Origin of the sequence: Salipiger sp. PrR007 (assembly GCF_010499845.1) — a bacterium.
Lineage (GTDB): Bacteria > Pseudomonadota > Alphaproteobacteria > Rhodobacterales > Rhodobacteraceae > Salipiger > Salipiger pacificus_A.
This window is the reverse complement of the sequence record NZ_JAAGOZ010000020.1, coordinates 31,758-48,560: the sequence shown is the minus strand read 5'-3', so window position 1 is coordinate 48,560 and position 16,803 is coordinate 31,758. Positions and strand designations below refer to the sequence as shown.

General features: G+C 66.1%; 17 protein-coding genes. 2 read left to right on the top strand and 15 right to left on the bottom strand.

Features of this window, described 5'->3' with window-relative positions:
- Positions 1 to 18 precede the first annotated feature (18 nt).
- Positions 19 to 873: an SDR family oxidoreductase gene (locus G0Q01_RS09820; protein ID WP_164191335.1), complete on the top strand. Its 855-nt coding sequence runs from the start codon at positions 19 to 21 to the stop codon at positions 871 to 873.
- Positions 874 to 885: 12 nt separating this feature from the next.
- Here the strand turns inward: G0Q01_RS09820 and queF are convergent, their stop codons facing one another.
- The 10 genes from queF to G0Q01_RS09770 form a co-directional block, all read right to left on the bottom strand.
- A complete protein-coding gene (gene queF / locus G0Q01_RS09815; RefSeq protein ID WP_164191332.1) occupies positions 886 to 1,350 on the bottom strand; it encodes a preQ(1) synthase in 465 nt (154 codons plus the stop codon).
- A gap of 24 nt (positions 1,351 to 1,374) precedes the next feature.
- Positions 1,375 to 2,082, bottom strand: coding sequence for a 7-carboxy-7-deazaguanine synthase QueE (gene queE / locus G0Q01_RS09810; RefSeq protein ID WP_164191329.1), 708 nt, complete (start codon positions 2,080 to 2,082; stop codon positions 1,375 to 1,377).
- 1 nt (position 2,083) lies between these two features.
- On the bottom strand, positions 2,084 to 2,452 hold the full coding sequence (gene queD / locus G0Q01_RS09805) for a 6-carboxytetrahydropterin synthase QueD (RefSeq protein WP_164191326.1): 369 nt from the start codon (positions 2,450 to 2,452) through the stop codon (positions 2,084 to 2,086).
- Positions 2,452 to 3,153 (bottom strand): 7-cyano-7-deazaguanine synthase QueC, encoded by a 702-nt coding sequence (queC, locus tag G0Q01_RS09800; RefSeq protein WP_164191317.1) that lies wholly within the window; start codon positions 3,151 to 3,153, stop codon positions 2,452 to 2,454. Before queC ends, queD begins: the two co-directional genes overlap by 1 nt.
- A gap of 219 nt (positions 3,154 to 3,372) precedes the next feature.
- On the bottom strand, positions 3,373 to 5,298 hold the full coding sequence (gene dxs / locus G0Q01_RS09795) for a 1-deoxy-D-xylulose-5-phosphate synthase (RefSeq protein WP_164191296.1): 1,926 nt from the start codon (positions 5,296 to 5,298) through the stop codon (positions 3,373 to 3,375).
- Between the two features lie 17 nt (positions 5,299 to 5,315).
- Positions 5,316 to 6,185 (bottom strand): polyprenyl synthetase family protein, encoded by an 870-nt coding sequence (locus G0Q01_RS09790; RefSeq protein WP_164191293.1) that lies wholly within the window; start codon positions 6,183 to 6,185, stop codon positions 5,316 to 5,318.
- 6 nt (positions 6,186 to 6,191) lie between these two features.
- The gene (locus tag G0Q01_RS09785; protein ID WP_108966880.1) at positions 6,192 to 6,434 is read right to left on the bottom strand and encodes an exodeoxyribonuclease VII small subunit; all 243 of its coding nucleotides are present in this window, start codon (positions 6,432 to 6,434) and stop codon (positions 6,192 to 6,194) included.
- On the bottom strand, positions 6,431 to 7,357 hold the full coding sequence (locus G0Q01_RS09780; protein WP_164191289.1) for a histone deacetylase family protein: 927 nt from the start codon (positions 7,355 to 7,357) through the stop codon (positions 6,431 to 6,433). Before G0Q01_RS09780 ends, G0Q01_RS09785 begins: the two co-directional genes overlap by 4 nt.
- Positions 7,358 to 7,456: 99 nt before the next feature.
- Positions 7,457 to 8,161 (bottom strand): response regulator, encoded by a 705-nt coding sequence (locus G0Q01_RS09775; RefSeq protein ID WP_108966884.1) that lies wholly within the window; start codon positions 8,159 to 8,161, stop codon positions 7,457 to 7,459.
- Positions 8,158 to 8,670 carry a MarR family winged helix-turn-helix transcriptional regulator gene (locus G0Q01_RS09770; RefSeq protein ID WP_108966886.1) on the bottom strand — a complete coding sequence of 171 codons (513 nt, stop codon included), beginning with the start codon at positions 8,668 to 8,670 and terminating at the stop codon, positions 8,158 to 8,160. The genes G0Q01_RS09775 and G0Q01_RS09770 overlap by 4 nt, the downstream gene beginning before the upstream one ends.
- Positions 8,671 to 8,825: 155 nt before the next feature.
- Here G0Q01_RS09770 and G0Q01_RS09765 point away from each other — a divergent pair, with 155 nt between their 5' ends.
- The gene (locus tag G0Q01_RS09765; protein ID WP_164191286.1) at positions 8,826 to 9,695 is read left to right on the top strand and encodes a branched-chain amino acid aminotransferase; all 870 of its coding nucleotides are present in this window, start codon (positions 8,826 to 8,828) and stop codon (positions 9,693 to 9,695) included.
- A 114-nt stretch (positions 9,696 to 9,809) separates the two neighbouring features.
- Here G0Q01_RS09765 and G0Q01_RS09760 read toward each other — a convergent pair whose 3' ends face one another.
- The 5 genes from G0Q01_RS09760 to G0Q01_RS09740 form a co-directional block, all read right to left on the bottom strand.
- Positions 9,810 to 11,060, bottom strand: coding sequence for a PAS domain-containing protein (locus G0Q01_RS09760; protein WP_164191282.1), 1,251 nt, complete (start codon positions 11,058 to 11,060; stop codon positions 9,810 to 9,812).
- A gap of 116 nt (positions 11,061 to 11,176) precedes the next feature.
- Positions 11,177 to 12,364 carry an ABC transporter permease gene (locus tag G0Q01_RS09755; RefSeq protein WP_164191279.1) on the bottom strand — a complete coding sequence of 396 codons (1,188 nt, stop codon included), beginning with the start codon at positions 12,362 to 12,364 and terminating at the stop codon, positions 11,177 to 11,179.
- A 5-nt stretch (positions 12,365 to 12,369) separates the two neighbouring features.
- Positions 12,370 to 14,013: an ABC transporter permease gene (locus G0Q01_RS09750; RefSeq protein ID WP_164191275.1), complete on the bottom strand. Its 1,644-nt coding sequence runs from the start codon at positions 14,011 to 14,013 to the stop codon at positions 12,370 to 12,372.
- 89 nt (positions 14,014 to 14,102) lie between these two features.
- Positions 14,103 to 15,215, bottom strand: a complete 1,113-nt coding sequence (locus G0Q01_RS09745) for an extracellular solute-binding protein (protein WP_108966896.1) — start codon at positions 15,213 to 15,215, stop codon at positions 14,103 to 14,105.
- A gap of 121 nt (positions 15,216 to 15,336) precedes the next feature.
- A complete protein-coding gene (locus tag G0Q01_RS09740) occupies positions 15,337 to 16,440 on the bottom strand; it encodes an ABC transporter ATP-binding protein (RefSeq protein ID WP_108966898.1) in 1,104 nt (367 codons plus the stop codon).
- Between the last annotated feature and the right edge of the window lie 363 nt (positions 16,441 to 16,803).

The window sequence follows — 16,803 nt, the reverse complement described above, 5'->3', positions numbered from 1 at the left end:
CGCCGCAGGTTGCCGCGCATGACACGCACGCTTCTCACTCTCGGGCACGGCTATTCCGCCGCCGCCCTCACCCGCCGCCTGATCCCTCAAGGCTGGCGCGTGCTCGGCACCCACCGCGACCCCTCCAAGGCATCCGACCTCAAGGCGCAGGGCGTCGAGCCCGTGCTCTGGCAGCGCGACGCGCTCGAGGCGGCGCTGGCGCAGGCCAGCCATGTGCTCGTGTCCGCCGGCCCGCGCGATGGCGGCGATCCCGCGCTGGACGAGATCGGTGCCGCCATCGCCCAACGTGCCCCGACGCTCGACTGGCTCGGCTACCTCTCGACCACTGGCGTCTACGGCGATCACGGCGGCGACTGGGTGGACGAGGACACGCCCCTCGCCCCCACCACGGCGCGCGGCAAGGCCCGCGTCGAGGCCGAGGCGGCCTGGCAGGCCATCGACGGGTTGCCCCTGCACATCTTCCGGCTTGCAGGCATCTATGGCCCCGGCCGCGGCCCCTTCGAAAAGGTCCGCCAAGGCACGGCACGGCGCATCGTCAAGCCCGGACAGGTGTTCAGTCGCATCCACGTCGAGGACATCGCGCAGGCGCTCGAGGCCTCGATCCGCCAGCCCCGCCCCGGCGCCATCTACAACCTCTGCGACGACGACCCCGCCCCGCCCGAGGCGGTGCTGCAGCACGCCGCCGCCCTGCTCGGCCTGCCGCCGCCGCGCGAGGTCGCCTTCGACGCTGCAGAGATGAGCCCCATGGCGCGCAGCTTCTACGCCGAGAACAAGCGGGTAAGGAACGACCGCATCAAGCATGAGCTGGGTGTCACGCTGCTCTACCCGGACTACCGGGCGGGTCTCGCAGCGCTGCTCGCTGAGGAGCGCTGAGGCCCGGTCCTCTCAGCCGCGCCCGCGATAGGGCGGCACGCCCTGGTCCGGGATCCACACCCCCTTGGGCATCGGCCCGGTCTGGTAGAAGACGTCGATCGGGATGCCGCCACGCGGATACCAGTAGCCGCCGATGCGCAGCCATTGCGGCTCGAGGAAGTCCACCAGCCGCCGGGCGATCGAGATGGTGCAATCCTCGTGGAAGGCGCCGTGGTTGCGGAAGGCGCCAAGGTAGAGCTTCAGCGCCTTGCTTTCGACCAGCCAGGCCCCCGGCACGTAGTCAATCACCAGATGCGCGAAATCGGGCTGGCCGGTCATCGGGCAGAGCGAGGTGAATTCGGGTGCGGTGAAGCGCACGTTGTAGGCGACGTCGGCCTGCGGGTTCGGGACGCGCTCGAGCTCTGCCTCCTCGGGCGAGGTGGGCAGTACCGTGGCACCACCGAGTTGCTTGAGGTTGCTGTAGATGCTGTCGGTCATTTCGGGAACTCCGGAAATGGGATTTCAAACGCCGCGCTTGTTGCCCCAGAGGAGCACATGCAGCTGCGGCAAAATGCGGGGGGCGAACCATCCGTCGGCGGTGGCCGTCTCGGTGAGCCACAGAAGCCTTTCGGCAAGGCCCTGCGGATCGACCGGCACTTGCGGATCGACCTCGGGGTTGCCGGGCTGCAGGTAGAGCGGCAGCTCGGGATGGCGGGCGTGGGCATCCTTCGCCCAGGCGTAGTCAGCAGCGTCGAAGATCACGATCTTCATCACCACTTGCCGCGCGCCCTGCCCCGAAGCGACGCAGGCGGCAAAGATGTCCCAGTCCACCGTCTCGCCGCTCGAGGGTGGCTTGGGGCTGAGCACCAGCGTGTCGAGGCGCGCGAACCACGGGCGCGCCACCGAGCCCTGCGTCTCGCAGGCGAAGCGGTAGCCCTCTGCCCGGCCGATCTCGATCACCGGGCCGAAGTCCTGGATCGCCGGGTTGCCGCCGCTCAGCGAGACGGTGATCGGTCGCCCGCCCGACAGGCGCGTGACTTCGGCCCAGACCTCATCGTCGCTCATCGGGGTCCAGCTGTGACGAAAGGCGCTGTCCACGGCGTGCAGGCTGTCGCACCAGCTGCAGCGGTAGTCGCAGCCGCCTGCGCGGACAAAGACGGTGGGCTCGCCGATCAGCGCGCCCTCACCCTGGATTGTCGGGCCGAAAATCTCGGCAATGCGCAGCACCATGTCAGGCGGCCTGCGGCGCGGGCCGGTACTCGGCCCAGGTCTTCGGCGTCTCGCTGACCTTGACCGAGGCGGTTTCGGGCCAGCGCGCGGCGCACCATTCGTAGAAATGCAGCGCGAGGTTCTCGGCGGTCGAGGCCACGTTCAGCACGTCGTTGAGATGCCGGTGATCGAAGTACTCGTCGATATAGGCCTTGAGCGGCGCCAGCTCGTGATAGTCGCGCACGAAGCCGTCCGCATTGAGCGCGCGCGCCGCCAACTCGACGACGACGATGTAGTTGTGGCCGTGCATCCGGGCGCATTGGTGATCGCTCGGCAGATGCGTCAGCTGGTGCGAGGCAGAGAAGTGGAACTCCTTGCTGATCCGGAACATCACGCCTCCTCCCGGCTGGCGACGGCCCGGACCCAGAAGTCGGGGTCGGCGTAGACGGTCGGATCCTCGATCCCCGCAAGGTGGAACGCCTCGCGCCGCTCGACGCAGGTGCCGCAGCAGCCGCAATGCACCTCGCCACCCTTGTAGCAGGACCAAGTCTCGGCGAAGGGGGTGCCGCACCTTGCCCCCTCGGTGACGATGTCCGCCTTGCTGCGCTCGACGAAGGGCGTGTAGAGTTGCACATCCGCGTAGCCGTCGAGCGCCGCGCGCTGCATCGCCTCGAAAGCGCGGGTGAAGCCGGGGCGGCAGTCGGGGTAGATGAAGTGATCCCCGCCATGCACGGCGGTGGCAACCGCCTCGTCACCATTGGCCGCGGCGACGCCGAAGGCGATGGCGAGCATGATGGCGTTGCGGTTGGGGACCACGGTGATGCGCATGGTCTCCTCGGCGTAATGCCCGTCGGGCACGTCGATGTCCGAGGTCAGCGCCGAACCGGTGAGCGCGGCGCCGATGCCGCGCATGTCGATGCGCTGGAACGGTACACCGAGCCGCGCGGCGGCGGCCTTGGCGAAGTCCAGTTCCTTGGCGTGTCGCTGGCCGTAGTCGAAGGAGACGAGGCGCGTGAGATCGCCGTTTGCGGCAACCATATGGGCGAGCGAGACGGAATCCAGCCCGCCGGAGCAGATGACGATAGTCTTCATTTGTGAACCCTTGTTTTGATGACCGGGTAGGCTGCGACCGGTGTGGGGCGCGTCCTAACCGGTCGCCCTGATCGGGGCAAGGGTTTTGGGCCCGGCGACACGCAAGCGTGTGCGCGCCGGCAAGGGGAAGCCAGAGTGGGGGCGCGCCCTCGCCCTGCGGGCACACCCCCAAGTATCTTCTCCGTCGAAGAAAGGCGGAGGTGCCCGCCCGGGCTGCGGTCAGGCGCGCTTGTTGAGGACGTCCACGCCGAGTGTGGTGAGGACCTTTTCCTCGATCTGTTCGGCATTGAGACCGGCCGTCGCATACATGTCGGCGGGGCTGGAGTGGTCGATGAAGGTGTCAGGCAGCACCATCGAGCGAAATTTCAGTCCGTGGTCGAAGACGCCCTCCTCCGACAGCAGCTGCGCAACGTGGCTGCCGAAACCGCCGACCGCCCCCTCCTCAATGGTGAACAGCGCCTCGTGGTCCTGCGCCAATTGCAGGATCAGTTCGCGGTCGAGCGGCTTGGCGAAGCGGGCGTCGGCCACGGTCGGGGAGATGCCCCGCGCCTCGAGTTTCTCGCAGGCCTTGAGCACCTCCTGCAGCCGCGTGCCAAAGCTGAGGATCGCCACCCTGCTTCCGCTCCGGATCATCCGGCCCTTGCCAATGGGAAGGATCTGCGGGGTCTCGGGCATCTCGACGCCCACGCCCTCGCCGCGCGGGTAGCGGAACGCGATGGGCCCCTCGTCATGCGCGGCGGCGGTGGCGACCATATTGACCAGTTCGGCCTCGTCGGCGGCGGCCATGACCACCATGCCCGGCAAGTTTGCCATGAAGGCGATGTCATAGGCGCCCGCGTGGGTGGCGCCGTCGGCGCCCACCAGCCCGGCGCGGTCGATGGCGAAGCGCACCGGCAGGCGCTGGATCGCCACGTCGTGCACCACCTGATCATAGCCACGCTGCAGGAAGGTCGAATACATGGCGCAGAAGGGTTTCATCCCGCCCGCCGCGAGGCCCGCGGAGAAGGTCACCCCGTGCTGCTCGGCGATGCCCACGTCGAAAACGCGGTCCGGGAAGCGCTCGGCCATCAGGTCGAGCCCGGTGCCGTCGGGCATGGCGGCGGTCACCGCGCAGATCCGCGGGTCCGCGGCGGCGAGCTGCGTGAGGGCTCTGGCGAAGACCTTGGTGTAGGAGGGCGCGTTGGAGGGCGCCTTCTTCTGCTCGCCGGTGACCACGTCGAACTTGGCGCGGGCATGGCCGCGGTCGGCCGAGCCCTCGGCCGGGGCATAGCCCTTGCCCTTCTTGGTCAGCACGTGGATCAGGATCGGTCCGGTGGCCCGCGCCTTGACCGCGCGCAGCACCGGCAGCAGCTGGTCGAGGTCGTGCCCGTCGATCGGGCCGAGGTAGGAAAAGCCCAGCTCCTCGAAAAGCGTGCCGCCCACCGTCATCGACTTCAGCAAGTCCTTGGCGCGCTTGGCACCCTCGCGGAAGGGCGGCGGCAGCAGGCTCACGGCACCCTTGGCTGCGGCCTTGAGATCGTGGAACGGCGCCTCGGCATAGAGCCGGCTGAGGTAGGACGACATGGCGCCGGTCGGCGGCGCGATCGACATCTCGTTGTCGTTGAGGATGACGATCAGCCGCTTGCCGAGATGGCCAGCGTTGTTCATCGCCTCGAAGGCCATGCCCGCCGACATCGAGCCGTCGCCGATCACCGCGATGGCATCGCCAAGCCCGGTCTCGCAGGAACCGCCGAGCTCGCGCGCCATGGCAAATCCGAGCGCGGCGCTGATCGAGGTCGAGCTGTGGCCGGCGCCGAAGGGGTCATAGGGGCTTTCGGAGCGTTTCGCGAAGCCCGACAGCCCATCCTTCATGCGCAGCGTGCGGATGCGGTCGCGGCGGCCGGTGAGGATCTTGTGCGGGTAGCACTGGTGCGAGACGTCCCAGATCAGCTTGTCTCGCGGCGTGTCGAAGACCGCGTGCAATGCCACCGTCAGCTCCACCACGCCGAGCCCGGCCCCAAGGTGCCCCCCCGTTTCGGACACAGCCGAAATGGTTTCGGAGCGCAACTCGTGGGCAAGCCGGATCAGCTCGTCATCCGAGAGCCGCTTGAGATCGGCGGGCGTGGTCACACGGTCGAGCATGGGAGTCTCGGGGCGGGAGGACATAGGGTGCACCTCTGGCGTCAGTTGCTGCGGGAGATAACGAAGCGCGCTGCGGCCCGCAAGTTTTCCGCCCGGTCTGCATAGGGAGATAGTGCGTCGCAGGCCTCGTCCACCAGTTGCTGCGCGCGCAGCTTGGCGGCGTCGAGTCCCAGCAGCGAGACGAAGGTGGCCTTGCCGCGCCCGGCATCCTTGCCCACGGCCTTGCCCATCATCGCCGCATCGCCTTCGACGTCGAGGATGTCGTCGGCGATCTGGAAGGCAAGACCGAGCCGGTCCGCGTAAGCGGTGAGCGGCGCCGGGTCGACCTCGGCCAGCCGCGCGCCGGCCTCGGCGGACCAGCGGATCAAAGCCCCGGTCTTGCCTGCCTGCAGCGCGGTGATCTGCGCCAGGTCCAGCGGCACGTCGGTGGCCTCGGCGGCCATGTCGAGCGCCTGCCCCATGACCATGCCGCGCGCGCCCGCGGCGCGGGCCAGCGACAGCGCCAGATCGGCGCGCACCGCGCCCGAGGGATGGCAACGCGGGTCGCTCACCAGCTCGAAGCCGAGCGCCTGCAGCGCATCCCCGGCGAGGACCGCCGTCGCCTCGTCCCACTTGCGGTGCACCGTGGGCAGACCCCGGCGCAGGTCGTCATTGTCCATGCAAGGCAGATCGTCATGCACCAGCGAATAGGCGTGCACGGCCTCGATGGCGCAGGCGGGCCAGATCGCGTGGCCCTCGGGCACCCCGTGCAGCCGGGCGGATTCCAGCACCAGATACCCGCGCAGCGCCTTGCCGCCGCGGGTGGCATAGCCCATGGCCTCGACCACCGGCAGTGCCTCGTGCTCGTCCAGGACACTTTCGAGGTGGGCGGCGACTGCCGCCGCCGCACCGACCAGGGATTGTGCGAACATGGAAGGTCAGAGCCCCTCGACCGGCTTGGTGCCCGTGGGCTCGCCGTTCGCGTCGAGGGTGATCGCGGCGACCTTCTCCTCGGCCGCCTTGAGCTTGGTCTCGCAGTGCTTCCGCAACTCGCTGCCGCGCTGGTAGAGCGCAATCGACTCCTCGAGCGGCACCTCGCCGCGTTCGAGCTGGGTCACCACCTGCTCGAGCTCCGCCATTGCCTGTTCAAAGCTCATCTCTGCGACGGGGGTGTCAGTCATCTGCCTGCCTCGATCAATTCTTCTACGTGCACCCGGGCCGAGTCCGCGAGCGCGCGCAGATCATAACCACCTTCGAGAAGCGAGACCACCCGCCCCTGCGCGGTGCCCTGCGCGATCCGGCAAAGCTCGCGGGTGAGCCATTCGAAGTCCTCCTCATGCCAGTTGAGCTCGGCCAGCGGGTCGTCGGCATGGGCGTCGAAGCCGGCCGAAACGATGACGAGCTCGGGACGGAAGGCCTCGAGCCGCGGGAAGGCCTGTGCCGCGTAGGCGGCGCGCATCTCCGCGCCTCCGCTGCCCGGCGGCAGGGGGAGGTTGAGCACATTGTGGTGCCCACCGGTCTCGTCGGCCGCGCCGGTACCGGGCCAGAGCGGGTATTGCTGCGAGGTGACAACCAAAGCGCGCGGCTCATCCCAGAGAAGGGCCTGCGTGCCGTTGCCGTGGTGCACGTCAAAGTCGACGATGGCGACGCGCTCCAGCCCGTGGTGGTCGAGCGCGTGTTTCGCCGCGATCGCCGCATTGCCGAAGAGGCAGAAGCCCATGGGCGTCTCGGCCTCGGCGTGGTGGCCCGGCGGACGGGTGGCGCAGAAGGCGGTTTTCACCTCCCCCGCCAGCACCGCATCCACCGCCCGCACCGCTCCGCCGACCGCGCGCCGCGCGGCCTCCAGCGAACGCGGCGAGAGCCAGGTGTCCTCGTCGAGCGGGATCAGCCCCTCGCCGGGCAGCGCCCCGCTCAGCCGGTCGAGATAGGCCTGAGGGTGCACCCGCAGGATGTCGCGATCCTCGCAGCGCGGCGCGGCGAGGCGCAACAGATCAAGCCCCTGCAAGGCGTGCAGCACGTGGTCGAGCCGGGCCACCTGTTCGGGGTGGCCGTCGGGCGTCAGGTGGTCGAGACAGTCGGCATGGGTGATCAGCGCGCAGCCCATTGTGGCCCTCCTCCGGTTGTGGGTCCGGGGCAGCAGAGCGTGATTCCTCTGCAGGGACAAGGGCAGGCGCGCCGGCAAGCGGACCCCCTCCTGCTGCGGTCAATCCGGCGCGAGCATGTATCCTGCGCCGCGCACGGTCTGCAGATAGCGCGGTTGCTTGGGATCGCTCTCGATTTTACGGCGCAGGCGGGTGATCTGCACGTCGACCGCGCGCTCCTGCGCCTGACCCTTGTCACGGCCCAGTTCCTCCACCAGCCGCGTGCGGCTCAGCGCCTCGCCGGGCTTGGCCGAGAAGATGCGCATCAGCTGGCTCTCGGTCGCGGTCAGCCGCACCAGGTCGTCGCCGTGCCACATCTCGCCGCGCTCGATGTCGTAGCGGATCGGGCCGAGGGTCAGCAGCTTGGGCTGGATCGCGTCGGCGGCGGGGCTCTCGGGCATGCGGCGCAGGATCGCGTTGATCCGCAGCAACAGCTCCTTGGGCTCGAAGGGCTTGGCCAGGTAGTCGTCCGCCCCGGCCTCGAGCCCGGCAATCCGGTCCTCGGTCTCGCCCCGGGCGGTGAGCAGCATGATCGGCGTGTGGCGGGTCTCGCGAAGCGCGCGGGTGAGGCTGATGCCGTCCTCACCGGGCATCATCACGTCGAGCACGATCAGATCGAAATCGAGCCCCGCGAGAAGCCGCCGCGCATGCGCCGCGTCGCGCGCCGCGCTAACAAGAAAGCCGTGGCGGATCAGGAACTTCTGCAGCAGGCTCCGGATGCGTTCATCGTCGTCGACGATCAGCAGATGCGCGTCTGGATCGCTCATCCACGGTTCTCCCGGAGCCGCTGGTACTGGCGCTGCATCTCGGGGTCCATCATCGCCTCGAGCACCTGCTTGAAGCCCGCCACCGCCTCGGGTCCGACCTGCCGGTACGCCGCCCGCATCCGCGCGCGCTGCGCGTCCGAGAGCTGCTTTTCCAGCGCGTCCCCGGCCTCGGTCAGGTAAAGATGGCGCTCGCGCTTGTCGGCGCGGCCAACTCGGCTTTCGACCAGCCCGTCCTCGACCAGCGTGCGCAGCACCCGGTTGAGCGATTGCTTGGTGACCCCGAGAATATTGAGCAGATTGTTGACCGTCGTGCCCGGCGCGCAATGGATGAAATGGATCGCGCGATGGTGGGCCCGACCGTAGCTGAGCCCCTGCAGGATGCGGTCCGGGTCGGCGGTGAACCCGCGATAGGCGAAGAACATCGCCTCGATCCCCTGCCGCAGCTGCTCATCCGTCAGAAAGAGCAGCGACTCACCGCCCAGAACCTGACTTGCCGACGCCTCTGCCATGAAACCCTCTGCGTTCGTTTTCTGCACTTTAAGTCAGCGTTGTTGACATTCCAAGAGCGAACTGTTAGCGAGTCGCAGTTTTTGCGCAACATTATGTCCGAGGCGGACCTAAAGAACGCAACTAATGCAAAGCGCCTGTGTGAAGGAGATGACCCATGGACGGAGCTTTCGACGACCGGGACGGCAAGATCTGGATGGATGGCCAGATGGTGGAATGGCGAGATGCCAAGGTTCACGTCCTGACGCATGCGCTGCATTACGCGAGCTCGGTCTTCGAGGGCGAGCGGGCCTACAACGGCAAGATCTTCCTTGGCCACGAGCATTCCAAGCGGCTGCATTTCTCGGCCGGCGAGCTCGATTTCCAGATCCCCTATTCCGTTGAAGAAATCGACGCGGCCAAGGACGCGGTGCTGAAAGCCAACGGCTTCACCGATGCCTACGTGCGCGCTGTCGCATGGCGTGGCGCGGGTCAGGACATGGGCGTCGCCTCGGCGCGCAACCCGGTGCGCCTGGCGATCGCGGCCTGGGCTTGGGGCAACTACTACGGCGACGCCAAGATGAAGGGCGCCAAGCTCGACATCGCGAAGTGGAAGCGCCCGAGCCCGGAGACGATCCCCGTGCACGCCAAGGCGGCGGGTCTTTACATGATCTGCACCACCTCGAAACACGCCGCCGAAGCCAAGGGCTGCTCGGACGCGCTCTTCATGGACTACCGCGGCTACGTGGCCGAGGCGACCGGCGCCAACATCTTCTTCGTGAAGGATGGCGAGGTGCACACGCCGACGCCCGACTGCTTCCTCAACGGCCTGACCCGTCAGACGGTGATCAAGCTGCTGAAGGAAAAGGGCATCACCGTGCACGAGCGCCACATCATGCCCGAGGAGATGGAAGGCTTCGAGCAGTGCTGGCTGACCGGCACTGCCGCCGAGGTGACCCCGGTCGGACAGATTGGCGATTACACTTTCGAGGTTGGCGCGCTGACCCGCGACATCGCCGAGACCTACGAAAAGCTGGTCCGCTCGTAAGCGGCCGCTCAGGGGGGGTCGCCCCCCCCCCCGCCCCCGGGTTTCGCATCCCGACAACGGCCCGCGCCCCGCGCGGGCCGTTTGCCTGTGCGCCGGGCGCCGGGATGCGTCAGGTCAACTCATCGCGCGCAGCATCGCCGTATTTGACTGGATAACCGTGTTCAGCTCGACGATCCGGGCGAGCCGCGCCTCGATTTCATCCTGCCCCGCGTCGAGTTGGTCGACGATCCCGGCCAGAGAGTCCCCGGTGCCGCTGAGCGCCGCGCTCTCGATCTTGCACATCATGCGCGTGGAGCTGAGCCCGGTGACATAGCGCTTCATGTCCAGCACCGACCGCCCGAGCCGCGTCGCCTCGATCTCGACGACCTTGAGCGCATCGATCGCCGCCTTCTGAAAGACGATCTCCTCGGCGATCAGGGTTTCCTTGTCCCGGATGACGTCCTCTTTCGCGTTGGCATGGCGCACATCCTCCTGGAAGATCGCCGACATCTCTGCCTGCAGGCTGCCGGCATAAACGAGGAACTGGCCCTGCTGAATCGTCGTTAGCATGCGCATGTAGGTGCTGTCCTCCCCCTCGACGAAGCCGCGCACCCAAGCCGCCATTTCGTCGAGCATCGAGCCGTAGTTGACCGAGATGGCGCTGATCGGCCCACCAGCGTTTTCCAGCCGCGAGGCGAGGATGCGCATGTTCATCGGCACCGTGCGGATCGCCTTGATGATCTCGGTCATCCGGTCGGTTTCCTCGCGGATTTGCAGGATGGTCTTGGCCATGGTCATGAAGCGCAGCTGCCGGGGGCCGAGCTTGGTGCCCATGCGCTGCGCCCGGGCCTCCAGCTCCTGCGCGAGCGCGGCGGTCATGAACCCCTCGTAGGACGTGTAGCCAAGCTCCGCGACCTCGGCCAGCAGCATGTCCTTGCTGCGTACCGGGGTAACCCCCTGTTCGGTCTCCGCTTCGCGCAGGCGGGAATAGATTTCCTTCACCCGGTCGAGAAGACCGCAGCAGGGTTTGACCCGGACCGAGATATACCCCCCCGCGATCGGCCAGGCCACGGCGAGCACCCAGTAATAGCGCCCGTCCTTGGACTTGTTCTTCACGTAGGCGGCGACGTAATCCCCCGCCTTCAGCTTGTCCCAGTAGAGCTGGAACACCCCTTTGGGCATGTCGGGATGGCGCACCAGCTTGTGCGGCGCGCCTTTCAACTCCTCCCACATGTAGCCCGAGATCTTCCGGAACACGCTGTTGCCGTGAATGATCACGCCGCGTTCGTCGGTGCGCGAGAAGAACAGGTCCTTCAGCTCGAAGGGCACCTCGCCGACGGCGCTGTTGCGGGTTTGCGCGATAAGCTGGGAATCGTGTTGGGTCATAGGGGCCACGCGACTGGGAGTGAATCTCCGCGCAGCTTGCCCCTGCACCGGTTTCCGAAACGTGAAGAGCCGCGGTGATCCGCGGCTCTCCAGCGTTCTTTCGCCTGTACCAGCGCTCAGCCCGGCGACATGCCCCGCAGGCGCTCGGAGCGGCGGCGCAGCATCTCGACCGTCGCCAGCAGCAGGATCGAGATCGCCACCAGCACCGTCGCCGCCGCGAGGATGGTCGGCGAGAGCTGCTCGCGCAGGCCGGTGAACATCTGCCACGGCAGGGTCTGGAGCTCGGCCGAGCCGATGAACAGCACCACCACCACCTCGTCGAAGGAGGTGATGAAGGCAAAGAGCGCGCCCGAGATCACCCCGGGCAGGATCAGCGGCATCTGCACCCGGAAGAAGGTGGTCACCGGGTTCGCGCCCATGTTTGCCGCCGCCCGCACGAGGCTCCGGTCGAAGCCGACCAGCGTCGCTGTGACGGTGATGATCACAAAGGGAATGCCCAGCACCGCATGCGCCAGAACCACGCCCCAGAGCGTGCCGACGATATTGATCTTCGAGTAGAAGAAATACATGCCGGTGGCCGAGATGATCAGCGGCACGATCATCGGCGAGATCAGGATGGCCATGATCGCGCGCTTGCCCGGAACGTGACTTTGCGACAGGCCGATGGCCGCCAACGTGCCAAGGCTCACCGAGATGATCGTCGCCAGCGGCGCGATGATCAGCGAGTTCTTCACCGCGCCGGTCCATTCGGGGTTGGTGAAGAAGTCCCGGTAGTGTTTCAGCGAGTAGCCCGCCGGATCGAAGCGCAGCATCTCGGGGGTGAAGGTGAAGAAGTCCTCCGCGTTGAACGAAAGCGGCATGACCACCAGGATCGGCGTGATCAGGAAGACGAAGATCGCGCCGCAGATGACGCGGAAGCTGTAATGCCAGAGCACCTGTCCCGACGACAGGTAGGGCACCAGCGGCACGCGGTAGCGTCCAAAGCCGATCCAGTAGGTGAACCAGCCGAAGAACCAGCCGAAGAGCGCTCCGACAAGGCCGCCCGAGACGCCCCCGCTGAGAAAGCCCAGCAGCGCGAAGACGACGATGATGCCCCAGCGCAACGGCTTTTCCAGCTCCTTCGACAGTGACATGGCGGCAAAGGCGAAGCCGGCCATGACCAGCGCGCCGAGCAGGATGCCGAGCAGCACCGAGCCGTTGGCCGCGCCGATGAAGACCCCGGCGAAGGCTCCCGCCGCGGCGAGCACCGGTAGGGTCAGCGACAGGGGTTTCTTGATGGCGGGCGTGAGAATGACGTTGCTCATGGCCGTTACCCCAGCTTCACGTTGTCGATGCCGACGATGCGGTCGTAGGCCCAGTAGAGGATCAGGACCACCGCCAGTAGGATCGAGCCGAGCGCGGCCGCGAGGCCCCAGTTCAGCGATGTCGAGATATGATAGGCGATCCGGTTCGAGATGAAGGTACCGGTGGTGCCGCCGACGATCTCGGGGGTGATGTAGTAGCCGATGGCGAGGATGAACACGAGGATCGAGCCCGCGCCGATGCCCGGCACCGATTGCGGGAAATAGACCCGCCAGAAGGTCGTCCAGTCGGTCGCGCCCAGCGATTTTGACGCCCGCACATAGGTCTTGGGGATCGTCGACATCACCGAGTACATCGGCAGGATCATGAAGGGCAGCAGGATGTGGGTCATCGCCACGATCGTGCCGAACTGGTTGTTGATCATCGTCAGGCGGCCGTCATCGGCAACCAGTCCGATCCACACCAGCACGTCGTTGATGACGCCCTGCTGCTGCAGCATGATCTTCCAGGCCGAGGTTCGCACCAAGAGCGAGGTCCAGAACGGCAGCAGCACGAGGATCATCAGCAGGTTCGCCTTGCGCGCCGGCAGGTTCGACAGGATGTAGGCCACCGGGTAGCCCAGCAGGATGCAGCTGCAGGTGATCACGAGGCTCATGAACAGCGTGCGCTTGAAGAGCATGATGTAGATGCGCTCATTCTCCGGGCGCGCCTCGGCACCGTCCGGCGTGAGTTTCATATCCACCGAGTTGAGGAAATAGCCCGAGGTGTAGTCGGGCGCGTAGAGCTTCAGCGTCCGCCAGATCTGCGGCTCGAGCCAGTCCTTGTCGATCTCGCCGAAGCCGTCCTTGAAGCTGACGGTCTCGAAATCGGGGCTGGCCACCAGCGCGGCGGCGGCCTTGAGCATGTCGGCGTGGGGGCCGGTGTAGCCCGAGACATCCTGCGTCGAGAGGTCCTGATAGAGGGCGGTGTGCACCGCCGACCAGGGCTCTTCGTCGAGCAGGGAGTCCCCCTCTTCGCGGTGGGTGTAATTCGCGAAGATCTCATATTGCTCGGCGGTGCGCGGCAGCAGCTCCTCGACGCCGTCACGCAGCGCGAATTTCGGCAGGCGCTCGCCTTTCTCCCAGGCGGCTTCCTTGGCGAGCCAGTCCTCGGAGCCCATCATCTCGGCCCAAATCTGCGCGTCGTCCCAATTCTCGTCGAGATCCTCGAACTGATCCTGATAGAGCTCACCGATGTCGTCGAGCCCACGGCCCGACTTGCGGAAGAGCGACGATGCGCCGGTCTGTTCGTAGTTCAGGCGCGAACCGAGGCGAGTGTGCTCCTTGCGTTCGGCGGCCACAAACAGATCGTAATAGGCATCTTCGAACACCTGGTCGGGCGGCAGGCCCGTGCCGTCCCAGTCGTAGAGCGCCCTGGTGGTCGTGGGCATCGTGTTCGAAACAATCTGGTTCTCAACCGAGCGGAACAGCATGTCCCCGATCGGCGCGATGAAGGTGACCAGAACGAAGATCAGCAGTGGAGCGATGAGCGCGAGGGCTCGCAACTTCTGCACGCGCAACGCCCGAGACAGGCTCTTTTTTAGCGGCGTACCATCCGCGGCCAGCATGGGCCCGTTGGCACCTTTCTCCGGGACATCGGTCGAAGCTGTCATCCTACCCCCTGCGGGTCTGTTTTTATTAGATTATGGGTCTTTGAGTGCAGAGAGGGGCCATGCGGCCCCTCTCCATGTCGCGTCTGCGCTTATTGCGCGAGCCAGGCCTGGAACTTCGCGTCGATGTCGTCGCGATAGTCCGCCCAGAACTCGTAGTTGTAGAGCAGCGTGTTCGTCGCGTTTGCCGGATCGGTCGGCATATGCGGCGCCATGTCGATGCCCAGGTCGGCGTGCTGACCGACAAGCGGAGCCGACGACTGGCGTGCCGGACCATAGGAGATGTAGGCGGCCTGATCGGCCAGACGCTGGGTGTCGGTGGCGAACTTCACGAAGTCCTTCACACGCGCCAGAGCGGCGTCGTCAAGGCCTTCGGGGATGATCCACCCGTCGAGATCGAACACCTGCATGTCCCACATCATGGCGACCGGCTGGTCCTGCTCCTCGATCACCGAGAAGAGGCGGCCGTTGTAGGTCGAGCCCATGAAGACTTCGCCGTCCGCCAGAAGCTGCGGTGTGTCGGCACCCGCGGACCACCACACGACGCTGTCCTTGATGGTGTCGAGCTTGGCGAGCGCCTGGTCCTGGCCTTCCGGGGTAGCCAGAACGTCGTAGATTTCGTCCTTGGCCACGCCGTCGCAGTACAGCGCCCATTCCATGTTGTTGATCGGGCGCTTCTCGAGCGAGCGCTTGCCCGGGTAGGTCTCGAGATCAAAGATCGAGCAGATGTCCGACGGCGCATCCGCGCCCTCGGGCACCATGTCGGTGCGGTAACCGAAGGTGGTCGAATAGACGATCTGCGGGATGAAGCAGTCGGAGACGATCATATCGCCGAAGTCGTCCTCGGCCGAGGTGCCGTCGTCTGCCTCGGCGAGCAGCTCGTCGGGATCGTATTCCATGGCGAGGCCTTCGTCGCACAGGCGGATGGCGTCAGAGGCCACGACGTCGACGAGGTCCCAGGTGATGTTGCCGGCCTCGTTCATCGCGCGCAGCTTTGCCACGGCTTCGGCCGAGCTTTCATCCCAGGAGATGTTCACCTCGGGGTGCATTTCCTTGTAGGGGTCGGCATAGGCCTTGATCTGGCTCGTCTGATACGCGCCGCCCCACGACACGAGGGTCATGTCGTTGGCCATTTCCTGCGCGGAGACGGCGCCTGCGGCAACCGTGAGCGCGGTGGTGGCCAGGAGGGTCTTGGTCCGTTTCATCTGTAACTCCCTTAGATAGCCCGTTGTGTATTGTGGGTTCCAGGACACGGGCAAACCGCCGGAACCTTTCCGGTCCGCACCGCCCGCCCACTGCAAGGGGGGCAGCGCGGGCAGAGTCTCGTCAGTTGGCGTCGAGCGCGCGGCAATCCTCGGGCAACCAGCCGATCTCGATCTCGGTGCCCGGGGTCAGGCGTACCTGGTCGGGCGCGTTGCGTGTCTTGATGACGAAGTCGCGGTTGCCGGCCACTTCGAGCCGGGTGCGGAAGATGTCGCCCATGTAGATGAACTCGAGCACCTTGGCCTTGAGCGTGTGGGCGCCTTCCTGCAGGCGATCCTTGTTGTATTCGACGCGCTCGGGGCGGATCGAAACACGGGTACGCTCGCCGACCTTGGTCACGTTGACCGGCTTGGCGTCGATCACCTCGCCCCCGTCCAGCTTGACCACGCAATTGTCGCCCCTGATCTCGGCGATGGTGCCCTCGAGCGTGTTGTTCTCGCCGATGAACTGCGCCACGAAGCTGTTCTCGGGCTGCTCGTAGAGCTGATCCGGCGGGGCGAGCTGTTGGATGCGCCCGTCGTTGAACACGGCGACGCGGTCAGACATGGTCAGCGCCTCGGTCTGGTCGTGCGTCACATAGACCACGGTGATCCCCAGTCGGTGCGCAAGATCGGTGATCTCGAACTGCATCTTCTCGCGCAGCTGCTTGTCGAGCGCGCCGAGCGGCTCGTCCATCAGCACCAGTTCGGGCTCGAACACCAGCGCGCGCGCCAGCGCGATCCGCTGTTGCTGGCCGCCCGAGAGCTGCGCCGGGCGGCGGCCGCCGAAGGCCCCCATTTCGACCATGTCGAGGGCCCGCTTGACCTTGGCCTCGCGGTCCGACTTGCCGATCTTGCGCACCTCGAGCGGGAAGCTGAGGTTCTCGGCAACGGTCATGTGCGGGAAAAGGGCGTAATTCTGGAAGACCATGCCGATGCCCCGCTTGTGCGGCGGGATATTGTTGATCGACACGCCGTCGAGCTTGATCTCGCCATGGGTGGCGGTCTCGAAACCGGCGAGCATCATCAGGCAGGTGGTCTTGCCTGAACCCGACGGTCCCAGCATCGTCAAAAACTCGCCCTTGGGCAGGCTCAGGTTCAGGTCTTTGACGACAAGGGTCTCGCCATCATAGCTTTTCTGCACGCGCTCAAAGGCGACAAAAGCGTCGCTTGTCCCGGTATCTGGCAAATCCGGCTCCCCGTTTTGTGTTCCGCGGATTTTTCTCCGCTGTCTTGCGTAGGATAAGAGCGCGTCCAGACCCATGTTGCAACCGTGTTGCCGCGAACGCGAAGAGATTCGCGTCTTTGCAGGACCATCGGGCACAAATGCGTCCCTTCGCAGCAAAAAATCGTCATGACACATTGCTCAGCAGGCCGATTACCTCCGGCTTCCGCGGGGTCATGAACGGCGTCTGAACCGGAATTTCGATGAAAATCAGCGCAGAATCGCCGTGACCTCCGGCGTAGCGGCCCCGCAACCGCACATTTCAAGAGCAAATGGCGAGAAAAACGCCAGATCTTCGTGTTCTTCCGAGCAGAGCGAAACGCCGGC